The following is a 12,700-nucleotide window of genomic DNA, read 5'->3' as shown; positions in this document are numbered from 1 at the left end:
CTTCGCCTATAATAAGGGCACAGCAAGCGACAAGCACATGAGGGAAACAACCCCGCACAGTGAATCGCGAGCCACTACCAAGAAAAAGAAAAACATCCACGATATTTTGGGAGGTAATGTAAAATGAAAAAGTTTGTTTGCACGGTTTGCGGTTATGTTCACGAGGGCGACCAGGCTCCGGCAGAGTGTCCGATCTGTCATGCGCCCGCTTCCAAGTTCGTCGAGCAGACGGGCGACATGCAGTTTGCGGACGAGCATCATGTCGGCGCTGCCAAGGGTGCGGATGAAAAGGTCATCGAAGGCCTGCGCATGAACTTCACGGGCGAGTGTTCCGAGGTCGGCATGTACCTCGCGATGAGTCGCCAGGCAGACCGCGAAGGCTATCCCGAGATTGCCGAGGCCTTCAAGCGCTACGCTTTCGAGGAAGCCGAGCATGCGGCGAAGTTTGCGGAGCTTCTCGGCGAGGTTCTGACTTCGAGCACGAAGGAGAACCTCAAGATGCGCGTCGACGCCGAGCACGGCGCCTGCGCAGGCAAGAAGGAGCTCGCTACGCTCGCGAAGCAGCTGAACCTCGACGCCATCCACGACACCGTGCACGAGATGTGCAAGGACGAGGCGCGTCACGGCCGCGGCTTCAAGGGTCTCTTTGACCGCTACTTCGGCAATAAGTAAGGACTTTCCCTCGGGGCGGGGATCTTGAACCGCCCCGAGAACTTCCCCATAAAGAAATCACGGATAGCGATGCAGTCCGTTCCATCGGCGCTCTCGATTCATCCGTGCTTTCTAAAACCTTCTCAAACCCCATAACCACTATCCAGAGGGGATTTCCCCAATCCCCGACCACTCCCAAAAAGCGACCCTTTCCCCAAGGGTCGCTTTTTCTATGACTATTCCACGGCTACTGCATCAACTTCTTCGCCCTCCTGCAACATACCACACATATGATCAGTAAACTACACGCGCAAAAGTCTACTTTGCGGACATTGTGCGCCGTTACAGAAACCTAGCCAATCGATCTGCGCTTCAGCTTGATCTCTTGGGATTTCACGCTAAAATAAAGGTCTCCATGCCACATAGACTGCAGCATGGAGACTTCGATGAAAACTACAGAAATATCAACCGAACATCGCGTTGAGAATCAAGAGCACGACGATGCCTGTCGCCCAAGCAATCGTGCTGGCAACGGAGTAGAGGCGAAGCTGCTCTTTGCCTTCGGTGATGCCGATGGAACGGTTGACAACCCAGAAGAAACTGTCGTTGAAATACGAGTAGAAAAGCGAGCCCACACAGGCGGCGAGAGCCGCGAAGACAGGGTTCACGGAAAGATTCGCGATAATTGGCGCCGTGATCGAGGCCGCCGTAATCATCGCCACCGTGCCGCTGCCTTGGATGAAGCGCACGATCGTCGCGATGAAGAACGGCAGCAAGATGGCAGGAATGCTCGTCTGCAGCATAGTCTCAGCCAGAACCGTGCCGACGCCGCTGTCGCGGATCAACATGCCGAAAGCACCGCCGCCGCCTGTGATGAGGATGATGATGCCCGCTGACTTGATACCAGTTTCCATTTCCTCCAGCACGCGTTTCCTATCGAGACTTCCCGTCAGGCCATAGATCGTCAGGAGAAGCCCGATGCCGACGGCAATAACTGGTGTGCCGAAGAACTGAATGACATCGGCGATCTGCCCTTTCATCCCCATGGCAGCCGCCACTGTACCAATAAGAATCAAAAGGATCGGAACGACGATCGGCGCAAACGAGATGAAGGCCGAAGGCAGATGCGCGTCATCGTAGATGCTGCTTCCCTGATTCGATGCCGTATACGATCTGTCACGCGTCCAACCGCCATCCGCTGTCGGAATCTGCCAAATCCTTTCGCCTGCCCACTTCGCAAAGAGCAAAGGCCCGATGAGCATCGGCACGGAGAGCACGAGTCCCCAGAGAATCAAGGATCCGACACTCACTTCAAAGATGCCTGCGACTCCCACAGGCCCCGGTGTCGGCGGCACCATCGTATGTGTAATAACGAGGCCGGTGGCGAGAGCGATGCCGATGGATACGATCGACTTGCGCGCTTCTGTAGAAATCGCCTTGGCCAGAGGTGTCAAGATGACAAAACCCGAATCACAGAAAATCGGGATGGAGACGAGGAAGCCCGTCAATGCCATAGCGATTTCTTCACGTCCCTTGCCGAAAAGCTTGAGGAAGCACAGAGCCATGCGCTTTGCCGCACCCGATACCTCGAAGAGCTGGCCCATCATGACGCCAAAGCCGATGATGATGCCGATGCTCCCAAGCGTACCACCGAATCCCTTCGTGATGCTCGCGACAATCTGCTTGAACTCGATGCCGCCGATCACACCAACAAGAACGGTTGCCAAGATCAGCGCCAAGAATGTATGAATCTTGGTCTTCATGATCATGAAAATCAAGCAGGTAATACCAACGCCAAGACCTATGAGAATTTGTGTTTCTGCAGCCATGAGGATTCATCTCCTTGTTCATAAAGTCGTTGTTTCTGCGGAGCTGCCCCTCTTAGCCTTGCTTGAAATTCGGGGCATATTTTGCTGCGAGGCGGATCGCCTCCACCATGCTCACGGCACTCACGATACCCTTTCCGGCAATGTCGAAAGCCGTACCATGATCGACCGATGTGCGCAGGAACGGCATGTCGAGTGTGACGGCGATCGTACGCTCGAAGTCATACGTCTTCGTCGCGATATGACCTTGATCGTGATAGAGGGAAAGAACCGCCTGATAGCGTCCCTGCAACGCCTGATGAAAGACGGAGTCCGGACCGATCGGGCCCACCACATCATAGCCTTCCTTCTGCGCCTCTTCCACAGCAGGCGCAATCTCCTTGACTTCTTCCCAACCGAAGAGCCCATGCTCACCCGAGTGCGGATTGAGTCCCGCGACCGCCATCTTCCCCTCGACGCCGAGCTGCTTCAATGCTTTCGTGCAGCGGCGGATATACTCAAGCACGCGCTCCTTCGTGATGGCATCACAGGCATCACGCAGTGACATGTGACGCGTGAGGAAGAACACGCGCATCTCGTCAACCTCGAACATCGTCAGCGGATCACGCGAGTTCGACAGTCCGCCAAGAATCTCCGTATGTCCGATGTAGTTAATCTTCGCCGCACGCAGAGACTCCTTATTGATCGGCGTCGTGGCAATCGCATCAATCTTGTGCGCCATCGCCAGCTCCACGCACTTCTTGATGTAATCAAATGCCGCCTGTCCGCACATCGCTTGGACTTCGCCCATCTTCAGCTTCGCCATATCGACATTTTTGAGATCAATAAGATTGATGACGCCCGCCTCATCAACGGCAGCCGCAGGCTCCTCCACCGTATGGATGCGCGCCTCTACGCCGCAGACACCGATTGCCTGCTCCATCGTGCCCTTATCGCCGACGACGATGACCCTCGCAACATCCGTCACCTTCTTGTCGAGCAAAGATTTGACGGTGATCTCCGCACCGACTCCGGCAGGATCGCCCATAGGCACACCGATCAGAGGTTTTTCCATCACATTCTTTTCCATACGCACAACTCCTTTTATCTTTCAAGAATCATCAAAGGGCAATATCCTTGGCGATTTTTTCCAAGCAAAGCCCGATCGCATCATCGCCGCCGATCATCCCCCCCTTCGTCACAATGCGCAGCTTCGGCAGGCGACCGCCAAGAATGCGCCCGTAGACAGCAAGCGGCAGAACCTCGTCACGCACCTCGATGCCGTCGGCGTCCAACTTCTCCAAGAGAGCAATCGTGATGTCACCACCCGAACAATAAATACCCTCGAGTTTGCCGCTCTTCTCCAAGATCTCGCCCGCAGCCTCGGTCAATGTGCCGGAAAGGATGCGTGACACATCCTCCGGAGTGACACCGAGTGCCTTCGCAGTCGCCTTGAGATCGAGATGTCCCTCATCAGAAAGTGGCGTCGTCGTCAGCAAGAGAACGTCTTCAGCGTCTACGGCATCACAGATCTTATTGACGACCCGCCGAATTTCCGCCTCACGCCGCTCCTTCTCGAAAAACTCCTTCACGCGCATGTCGACAAAGAATACGCGCCTCTTTTGCAGCAAATCGGCAATCTGCCGCTTCGTCGTCGCCGTCACGCTGCCGATGACGAGCAAAACCTTCTGTTCGCGCTTTTCCTTCACCTGCATCTCGTACACAAACTGCATGGTCAAGGGCCCGGGATCGACCGTCAGCACGCGGCAGCCGCTCTGCAGCACCGCTTTGGCGATCTTCTGCACATCTTCATTGCGCACCGCATCAAAGACGAGAACGCGCACCTCCTTCGCCGCTTCTCTGACGGCAGCGGCAAGCGAATCCACGTCCTGCGCCAAATCTTTCAACGAAAAGTATCGCACCTTGTGGCGCGTTTGCTGCGCGACAAGATCTACAACATCATCCGATGCAACGGGCATCTTCGGATCGCGCCCCGCATCCGACTCTGTCAGAAGCATGCCGTTCACGAGCATCGTTCGATTTGCGACGATGCGTCCCGAGTCGGGATAAGCGGGTACGACAATCGCCGTAAAGTCGTCGCCCAAGGCGGAAAGTGCCCCGTCAATCTCCGCTCCGATATTGCCGCGCAGCGTCGAATCAATGCGCTTGTTGAAAAATTCACCACCCGACTTCAACTGCAAAAAGGCTTCTCTGACACGTCGGAAAGCCTCCTCGGAGGATAATCCGCGGCTCGCCGTCGAGTAGGCCAGCACATCCGCCTTGTGCTCTGTCGCTCCAGTCAGGCGAAAGAGACTGCTCACACTAAGTCCAATTTTCTTGAGGAGCACGCCCGATGCATTCGCCCCTGTCAGATCGTCAGCAACAATCACGCCTTTCATCGTATCTTCTCCTTCCCGGCAAGCCGATCAAATCGCGATGATTTCTCCACGCGGCATCGCCTTCTTCACCTCTGTCTTCGTAAACGGATAATCCGTGATGACGCGATCCAGTTCGCTCATATGAGCCGCCTTATAGAGCTTTTTCTTGCGGAACTTCGATCGATCAGCGACAAGTATCGAAACCTCGCTTATCTCAAGGAGTTTCCGCTTGAACACGCACTTGCTCTCCGTCGGTACGACAAGAAAGAAGTCCTCCGTGACGGCAGACGTGCCGACAAAGGCGAGATCAATGCCGTAACGCACAAGCTGCTCCGTCGCCATAGCACCCGCAACAGCCCCTGTCTCCGGCAAGACGACACCGCCCAAGAGGATGGTGCGAATCTCTGTTTGAGAATACAGATGCGCACCTATGTGCAAATCGTTCGTCACAACCGTGATATTAGCGGGCGCTGATTTCTTCAAACGGTCAGCAATCTCGAACGTCGTCGTGCCTGCATCGAAGAAGACCGTCATACCCGCACGGATCTGCCGCAGCGCCGCCTCCGCGATGCGCCGCTTAACTTCGATATCGCGCACCTTCTTCTTCGCATACGAAGTCTCTTCCACGATGTAGTTTGGCAGCATGGCTCCGCCGTGCGTGCGCACGAGCAGCCCCTTCTCTTCCAACTGTTTGAGATCACGGCTAATCGTCATGGCCGTGACATTGAGCGCCTGCACCAGGACGCTGCTCGTGACCGTTTCATTCTGCTGCAGGTAGTCAAGAATAAATTTCTTCCTGTCGATCGAAATCATATGCGCCCCCTTGATGTTAATTTAGTTTATATTTTGTTATCTTTTGTTATCTTATTATAAAGCTGTCGTTTTCTTCTGTCAATATAGAAAATAAACGCATTGTCTTTATGCTGCAAAAAAACGGGTGCATGAAGTCTGTCAACTTCATGCACCCATTGCAACAAAATGCATATCCAAAGCATCGTCCGCTCTCTTTCTCCAAGCATCGAAAGTGCCTCAATCAGCATACCTGCTGCGCCAGTTCTGACCGAAGTCTGCTGCACTCTTCATAAAGTCCAGAACTTACGCCAGACCGGACGGCGAGGATTCCATCGCGGTTGCCATCTATGGCAAGCGTAACGGCAACTTTCAGTTCTTCTGAAGAAATCCCCCGTTTTCTCGTTTGAATCTCCTGCTCAAGCAACAATAGCCATTCCATGTGGCAAAGGAGTTTTTCCTCTGAACTGAGCCTTCGCCGAACCTGAACGAGCGCTTTCTTAAAGAAGCCGACGCGGCTTGTTTTCTCAAAGATTGAGAGCCATAGAGAAAGCCTTTGCAGACTCATATCTTGCAGTTCTCTTAGAAGATAATTGCAAGATTCCATCGTCTCACGTCGAAAGAGCGCTTCGGACATGCCGCCTTTAGGAAATTTCCCCTGTTTGAGAATTTTCTTTCGCAGGTCATCACTTTCAAAAGAATAGAACGGAAGTCCGTACGTGGCAAAGTCCAAATAAACGGGCGGCCCAGGAGCATCTCCCTCCGATACTTCAGCATCCGCCATCACAAAAGAAATATCATCGTTCAGTGCAAGCGAGGTCACCATCTGCTGCAAGCAGGCGCTATTGTGGGAAACGTCCGGCAGGAAATACTGCACATATGTGCCGCGGACATGCTGCGGCAAATGCTGAACCTCAGCCCCTGTCAGAATAAGAGGATGCGATATCTCCTCCTCTTCGGCAAGAATGCGGAGGCGCTCCTTTTCCACGGGAGAAAAGCACAGGAGGATGCATTCATAAAAAGGATATTTTTGCAAAGCAAGATCGCGAAGGGAAAGGCGAAGCGCCTGTATGTCGCCATAAAAAGGAATAAGCACACTGACCACGGGCGGTTCTACACACTTTCGACCATCTCTTTCCACCATACGGAGAACGGCTTCCTTCTGCGCATGGGCCTCCGCAATGCCTTCCGCCGTCAGCATGATGTTGCGCAGCAGCTTATGCTCGGGAACTTCCTTCCGTGTGAAGCGAAGCGGGAAACGTCCTCGAAAAGCGTCCTGCCGACTCGGTAAGGGCTCGCTTGCCGCTGACATTTCGAACCGTTCATGCGTGAGGTATGCTTGAAAAATAAGACGCCAATGGATTGCCATAACAGTTCCACCGGAAAACTTTGCTACATTCGTGAGCCAGCCAACAATGTTCTTGGATAGGATCTGCTCTATGCTGCGTTCTGGGAAATGTGCAAGGTATAGTCCTGCTGCTTCGCGCATCGGACAAGATACTGACCTGCCGTTTTCACGAATCGCCACGAAATGATTTCCCTGCGCAACGGACATCCTTCCTTCCAGCCAAAGAGGAATATCCCCGTCTCTGCGAGTCAACAAAACCTTGCTGTCCATTCTGGGACTCCGTTCTCGCACATGCTCGCGTGCGAGAAGGAACATGTCCTGATCTTCCTCGGGGCGCGTAAGGAAATGATCAATCCATGCCAAGTGATAATAAACTCCAAGCTCCAAATTTTGCAGAATGCGGCGACTCTGGAAGACATCCTCGGTATCAGCCAGTAAAAACTCATCCGCATCCAGCGGGCATACGACATCCGCGGAAAACTCACGGAACGCACGAACCACAAGCTCCGTCGTATATTCCCACTGCCTGTACGCCATATCCTCCGCCTCTGCAAGGATAAGAGGCAGGCCCTCATCTCGCAGTGCGCACAAGATTTCCTTTGTACGATCCGTACTCCTGTGATCGAGCACCAGCATAGCGTCTGCAATCGCACAATGCCAGCGCACAAAGCTCTCAATGATGTCCTCTTCATTACGCACCATGGACACAACGACAATTCGATTCAAAGTCATCTCACCTCCGTTTTCATGTACGAGCGACACAAACACGTGCAGCGCGGACGCTTGTGCAGGCAGATTCCCCTCCATCTGTCAGTGAAATCATCCTACAGAACAGCCGCCTGCACCTGTTCTTCCTTCTCCAGTGCCAGCAGCGCCTGCACGTAGAGTGCACATTCAAGGCGCTTTTTCTGAATCTCACAGCCGACTTCATAAGGCTTTCTTATATCGCCGTGGAATAGGTCGGCGTTGGCGTGACAGCCGCCGCTGCAGAAGAAGCGTGCCCAGCAGTCGGCGCATTTTTCCTTGTTGAGTACGTGCGACTCGCGAAAGTACGGCGGCAATGTCTCGTCCGTCACTCCGTCGTAGATGCTGCCGAGCTTGTAGCGTTTCCTGCCGACGAATTGATGGCACGGGTAGAGGTCGCCGTTTTCTGCGACGGCGAAGTATTCGTGACCCGCACCGCAGCCCGAGAGGCGCTTGGCGACGCAAGGGCCGTTCGATAAGTCCATGTTGAAGTGGAAGAAGAAGAATCCCCTGCCCGCGCGATGCCGCTCCATGTAAGCGGCGGCGAGGCGGTCGTACTCCTCGCGGATGCGCGGCAAATCTTCTTCCATGAGAGCGAGCGGGCTGTCTTTCAAGACGACAGGCTCGACCGAGAGGATATTGAATCCCGCATCGTGCATCGAGAGCACGTCCTCGGTGAAGTCGAGATTGCGCTTCGTGTAGGTGCCGCGAAGATAGGTATAGACGCCGCGATAGTCCCAGTCGCCGCCTGCGCGGCTCGCAAGACACCTTCGGAAGTTTTCCACGATACGGTCATAAGTGCCGTGTCCGCCGACGTCGGGACGCATGGCGTCGTTCGTCTCCCTGCGCCCGTCGAGCGACAGCACGAGCGAGAAATCGTTCTCGTTGAGCCACGCGATGTTCGCATCGTTCAAGAGCATGCCGTTCGTCGTCAGCGTGAGCTTGAAGATCTTACCCGTCTCCTTCTCGCGCTTTCTTATATGCTCCGTCACCTTCTTGATCGTCTTCATGTTGAGGAGCGGCTCGCCGCCGAAGAAGTCAATCTCGCAATGCTTGCGCGGTCCTGAACCTTCGATGAGAAAATCGACGGCGCGACATCCGACCTCGGGCGTCATGACGGCACGCTCCATGCCGTAGTTGCCGCCGTCGCCGAAGCAATATTTGCAGCGCAGGTTGCAGTCCTGCGCGACCATCAGGCACAGCGACTTCACGAGTCCCTTCTGGGAAAACGTCGGCGGCACGTCGATATCGGGTGCGAAAAGCTCGCCGAGCGCCATCAGTTCGTGCAGCTCTTCAAGTGCTTCGGAAAGTTCCGCCCTCGGGTACTTCGCGCCGAGCGCATCGACGACCGCCCGATCGTTCGCACCGTCGAAGACGTCCATGATGTCGTAGATCATCTCATCGACGACATGGACGGCGCCGCTGTTGACATCAAGCAGGATAAAGCTGTCCGCCTGTTTGAACTTATGTATTCTTTCTTTCATAATTCCTCCAGATATATGGCGAAGCGTGAAGAAAAGACCTCTTCCTTACGGAAGAGGTCTTTTTTTCACGCTTGCTTCCTGCTCTCACAGACCTGATTGCCCACCGTGCAGGACGTCTTGCATGCCGACTGGCACGACGCCTGGCATTCACCGCAGCCGCCCGTCTTCAGCGTCTTCTGCATCGTCGGCTTGTTGACCGTCTTGATGTGTTTCATCGTATGACCCCCTTCTTGCCGTCTTTCCCTTATTCTACCCTTTTTCCGCTCGCTTGGCAAGATGTTTGCACATCGCGCAGATATCGCCAGACGCGTGCGAATCCCGCCGCCGCGTCGAAGCGGCATTGCCAGCCGAGTTCGCGAAGTTTGTCGGCACTGGGGCGGTTCGCCTTGTTGAAATTGTTTTCCAGATACGCCGCGCCCTTCGGCCGTTCCTTCGCGATGACCTTCAATCCCAGTTCGGGACGCAATTTCACGAGGATTTCCGCAAACTCGCGGATGCTCAAGAACGCCCTGTCGTTCGACACGTTGTACGCCTCGCCCGCCGCGCCCTCGAAGAGGATGAGAAAGAACGCCGAAACAGCATCGGCGATGTAGCAGAAGGGACGGCATGCGCTGCCGTCGCTGTGCATGACGATGTCCGTGCCCGCCGCAACGCACTTCATGAAGGAGGAGAAGACGCGCGGATCGCTCTCAATATCCATCGTCGGCGCGTATGTGTGCGCGATGCGTGCGATCTTCGCGTTCACGCCATACTCGACGGAGAAGAGCCGGCACCACGTCTCGCCCATGCGCTTGCTGCCGCCGTAGCAGCTCAAAAGATCGAGCGGATCTGCCGCACCGACGTCCGCCTCGTGAATCTCACCCGCGCCCTCTTGCATCTTGCCGTAGACGTCGCCGCTGCTGAAGAAGAGAAAGGACTGCGTCCCCTTCTCCCTTGCCAAGCGCAGCAGATGGTATGTGCCGAGCACGTTCGGCTCGGCGACCTCGACGGGCATCGTCTTGTAGTACGCAGGATTCGCGAGGCTTGCAGCGTGGATGATGAAGTCGACCGCCCCTTCGATCTGCCACGGCTCTCTAAGATCATGCTGCACGAACGAGATATATGGCGCATCCGCGTACTCACCGAAACGTGCACGCGCTTTTTCCTCGCTTCGCACATGGAAGAGCAGCCGCATCCCCATCGCGTGTTCCTCGTTCAGATAGACGAGGAAGAACGCGACGTAAGACGCGAGCATTCCCGTCGCGCCCGTGAGCAGCACGGTCTTGCCCCTGAGCTTTTGCCAATCCAGTCCACGCGCGTAGATGTCCTGCATGTCCTCTTTGAGCACCGGGCTATTTAGAAACGTTCTTCTTTCCATCGCCTTCCCCCCAATAATGGAGCTTCTCCACAGGGAAATCGTCGAGATTGTCCTCGCTCGTATCCTTCAGCGGAATTTCGCACGTCGCGCAGAGCGCATGGTGCGCCCCCTTCGTCTTCAGCTGCATACAGCGAAAATCGTAGAGCTTCTTCGAGTTCCAGATCTCTTCCAGCGTATTATCGCAGATGCTGCCGACCAGGGTGTCGCGCGACCAGTCCGTACAGCAGACGACGACGTCACCGTTGCTGCGCACCGTCATGTGCGTGAACGGGTAGCGGCAGACCTTGCGCTCCTTGTAAAGCGCCTGCTCCAAGTACGCCGCCTGCGCTTCCTCGCCCTTTTCCTCGCTGCCGTAGAGTCGGTCGAGGGCATTTTCCTCAAGCTTCGGCAAAATCCACGGTGTGTCAATCAGCTGCTCGTCGGACACATCCTCGTACATGCGATAAAACTCGTCGTTTTCCTCGCCGTGCGTGTCCATGATCTTCGCACAGATGAAGGGCTTCTTCGCTCCCTTCTCGTCGCGGTACTTCTTCAAGTAGGCGATGTTCTCGCGAATCTCGTGCGGCGTGACGCGCGACTGCGTGATGCGCGCCTGCCCATCCGTGCGCACGGAGTAGATGGAAGCGCGCAGGTAGTCGAGTCCAAGATCGACGAGTTCCTCCGCCACTTCCTTCGTCAGAAGAGACGCATTCGTCGTGATCTCCATCTCGTGACAGACATCGGCTTCCTTGATCTTCTTCACCATACGGCAGACGCCCTTGTGAAGAAGCGGCTCGCCTGTCGAGTAAAGCTTGATGAGTTTGATCTTCTTGCCCTGATGGCGGCAGAAGCCCTTCATATCCTCCAAGAGCTTGTCAAAAAGCTCGTCTGTCATATTGCCGAAAGGACCGCCGTGCTTCGTGTATTCCTGTGTGCTCTGCCAGCACATCAGGCACTTGAAGTTGCAGATGTTCGTCGGCTCGATGCACACGCACAGAGGTACCGCGAGCGGCACGACCTCGCGCAGTGTCAGGCGATTCTTCTGATACGCCTCGGAAAAAGGCACAACTTCATTTTCCACGATGATTCCTCCAATATTGCAGCAGACACGCAAGCGCCTGCCGGATTTCTTCTTCCTCAACATCGCGATAGACGCTGAGCTCATGCGCTTTGTTCAAAAGCACTGCCGTGATTCTCTCGCTCGTCTGTTTCTTATCCTTGTGAATGGCGGCGATGATGCCCGCAGGCGCGAACCACTCCTCCCGCCAAGGGATGTGCGCGAGGATCTTCATGCAGAGCGCCGCGATGCGCGCCGCATACGCTTCTTCGATGAAACCGCGCTTGACCGATACCGCATTCGCCGTAATCATGCCGAGCGCAACGGCAGATCCATGCGGAATCTCATAGGAGCTGACGCTCTCGAAGGCGTGTCCGAAGGTGTGCGCGTAATTGAGCAGAACCCTCTTGCCGCGGTCAAACTCGTCCTCCTCGATGAAGCCGCGCTTGAAGTCGAGCGACGTCCTCACATACTGCAGCAGCTTCTCGTAATCGTGCGCCAGAATCGCCTCCATATCGCGCTCCATGCCGTCGATGCCCGCCGCGCCCGCGATGACGTTGAACTTCACGACTTCACCTAATCCACTGCAGTAGTCCCGCGGGCTGAGACTCCGGAAAAACTCGGGATAGATGAAGATCTCGTCGGGCGGATAGAAAGAGCCGAGAAGGTTCTTGAAGCCCTTGTAATTCAGTGACGACTTGCCGCCGATGCAGCTGTCGCAGGCGGCGAGGAGCGTCGTTGGAAAGAACGTCCAGCGAATGCCGCGATAGAGCGCCGTGGCGACAAAGCCCGTGACGTCCTGCGTGATGCCGCCGCCCAAGGACACGAGATGCGAATTGCGCTTGGCGCTCATCTCCGTCATGCGCTCACAGATTGCGAGCATTGCCGCCATATCCTTCTTCTCTTCAATAGCTTCAAGCAGGAAGAATCGCTCCTTCGGCAAATCCGGCAGGCGGTCTTTATAAATCTCGTAAACCGTACGGTCGAGCACAAAAAACGTATCCTTCGCCGCCGCCAAATCCCGCAGCAGGGACAAATCCCTGCAAAAATCCACGCTGTATTCCTTGAACGCCGACTTGATCTTCATGCCGCCCTCTCCTTTCCCATG

Annotated in this window: 11 protein-coding genes; 1 reads left to right on the top strand and 10 read right to left on the bottom strand. The window is 55.2% G+C overall.

The window, feature by feature from the left end:
* Window positions 1-123: 123 nt before the first annotated feature.
* A complete protein-coding gene (locus RWS31_RS06705) occupies window positions 124-672 on the top strand; it encodes an NADH peroxidase (RefSeq protein ID WP_314596929.1) in 549 nt (182 codons plus the stop codon).
* A 443-nt stretch (window positions 673-1,115) separates the two neighbouring features.
* Here the strand turns inward: RWS31_RS06705 and RWS31_RS06700 are convergent, their stop codons facing one another.
* The 10 genes from RWS31_RS06700 to RWS31_RS06655 form a co-directional block, all read right to left on the bottom strand.
* A complete protein-coding gene (locus RWS31_RS06700; protein WP_314596927.1) occupies window positions 1,116-2,480 on the bottom strand; it encodes a GntP family permease in 1,365 nt (454 codons plus the stop codon).
* Window positions 2,481-2,532: 52 nt separating this feature from the next.
* Entirely contained in the window at window positions 2,533-3,546 is a 1,014-nt protein-coding gene (gene pdxA, locus RWS31_RS06695) for a 4-hydroxythreonine-4-phosphate dehydrogenase PdxA (RefSeq protein ID WP_314596925.1), read from the bottom strand.
* A gap of 31 nt (window positions 3,547-3,577) precedes the next feature.
* Window positions 3,578-4,855, bottom strand: a complete 1,278-nt coding sequence (locus RWS31_RS06690) for a four-carbon acid sugar kinase family protein (protein WP_314596923.1) — start codon at window positions 4,853-4,855, stop codon at window positions 3,578-3,580.
* A 27-nt stretch (window positions 4,856-4,882) separates the two neighbouring features.
* Window positions 4,883-5,647 carry a DeoR/GlpR family DNA-binding transcription regulator gene (locus RWS31_RS06685; RefSeq protein ID WP_009645501.1) on the bottom strand — a complete coding sequence of 255 codons (765 nt, stop codon included), beginning with the start codon at window positions 5,645-5,647 and terminating at the stop codon, window positions 4,883-4,885.
* Between the two features lie 220 nt (window positions 5,648-5,867).
* Complete coding sequence (locus tag RWS31_RS06680) at window positions 5,868-7,778, bottom strand: glycosyltransferase family 2 protein (protein ID WP_314596921.1); 1,911 nt, start codon at window positions 7,776-7,778, stop codon at window positions 5,868-5,870.
* A 17-nt stretch (window positions 7,779-7,795) separates the two neighbouring features.
* Window positions 7,796-9,199, bottom strand: coding sequence for a thioether cross-link-forming SCIFF peptide maturase (scfB, locus tag RWS31_RS06675; protein WP_314596919.1), 1,404 nt, complete (start codon window positions 9,197-9,199; stop codon window positions 7,796-7,798).
* A 65-nt stretch (window positions 9,200-9,264) separates the two neighbouring features.
* Window positions 9,265-9,414, bottom strand: coding sequence for a six-cysteine ranthipeptide SCIFF (scfA, locus tag RWS31_RS06670; protein WP_006193459.1), 150 nt, complete (start codon window positions 9,412-9,414; stop codon window positions 9,265-9,267).
* 29 nt (window positions 9,415-9,443) lie between these two features.
* Window positions 9,444-10,556: an NAD-dependent epimerase/dehydratase family protein gene (locus RWS31_RS06665; RefSeq protein ID WP_314596917.1), complete on the bottom strand. Its 1,113-nt coding sequence runs from the start codon at window positions 10,554-10,556 to the stop codon at window positions 9,444-9,446.
* A complete protein-coding gene (locus tag RWS31_RS06660; protein ID WP_314596915.1) occupies window positions 10,531-11,616 on the bottom strand; it encodes a radical SAM protein in 1,086 nt (361 codons plus the stop codon). Before RWS31_RS06660 ends, RWS31_RS06665 begins: the two co-directional genes overlap by 26 nt.
* Window positions 11,606-12,679, bottom strand: coding sequence for an AroB-related putative sugar phosphate phospholyase (cyclizing) (locus tag RWS31_RS06655; protein WP_314596913.1), 1,074 nt, complete (start codon window positions 12,677-12,679; stop codon window positions 11,606-11,608). Before RWS31_RS06655 ends, RWS31_RS06660 begins: the two co-directional genes overlap by 11 nt.
* Window positions 12,680-12,700: the final 21 nt, after the last annotated feature.

The organism is uncultured Selenomonas sp. (assembly GCF_963528755.1).
Taxonomy (GTDB): Bacteria; Bacillota; Negativicutes; order Selenomonadales; family Selenomonadaceae; genus Selenomonas.
The sequence above is the reverse complement of the archived record's forward strand: the minus strand, read 5'-3'. Positions and strand labels throughout refer to the sequence as shown.

Excerpts from the sequence above, each read along its gene's own strand:
- RWS31_RS06680 (WP_314596921.1), bottom strand. The coding sequence starts at position 7,778 with ATGGAGGGGAATCTGCCTGCACAAGCGTCCGCGCTGCACGTGTTTGTG.
- RWS31_RS06655 (WP_314596913.1), bottom strand. The coding sequence starts at position 12,679 with ATGAAGATCAAGTCGGCGTTCAAGGAATACAGCGTGGATTTTTGCAGG.
- scfA (WP_006193459.1), bottom strand. The coding sequence starts at position 9,414 with ATGAAACACATCAAGACGGTCAACAAGCCGACGATGCAGAAGACGCTG.
- RWS31_RS06690 (WP_314596923.1), bottom strand. The coding sequence starts at position 4,855 with ATGAAAGGCGTGATTGTTGCTGACGATCTGACAGGGGCGAATGCATCG.
- RWS31_RS06665 (WP_314596917.1), bottom strand. The coding sequence starts at position 10,556 with ATGGAAAGAAGAACGTTTCTAAATAGCCCGGTGCTCAAAGAGGACATG.
- scfB (WP_314596919.1), bottom strand. The coding sequence starts at position 9,199 with ATGAAAGAAAGAATACATAAGTTCAAACAGGCGGACAGCTTTATCCTG.
- RWS31_RS06685 (WP_009645501.1), bottom strand. The coding sequence starts at position 5,647 with ATGATTTCGATCGACAGGAAGAAATTTATTCTTGACTACCTGCAGCAG.
- RWS31_RS06705 (WP_314596929.1), top strand. The coding sequence starts at position 124 with ATGAAAAAGTTTGTTTGCACGGTTTGCGGTTATGTTCACGAGGGCGAC.
- pdxA (WP_314596925.1), bottom strand. The coding sequence starts at position 3,546 with ATGGAAAAGAATGTGATGGAAAAACCTCTGATCGGTGTGCCTATGGGC.
- RWS31_RS06700 (WP_314596927.1), bottom strand. The coding sequence starts at position 2,480 with ATGGCTGCAGAAACACAAATTCTCATAGGTCTTGGCGTTGGTATTACC.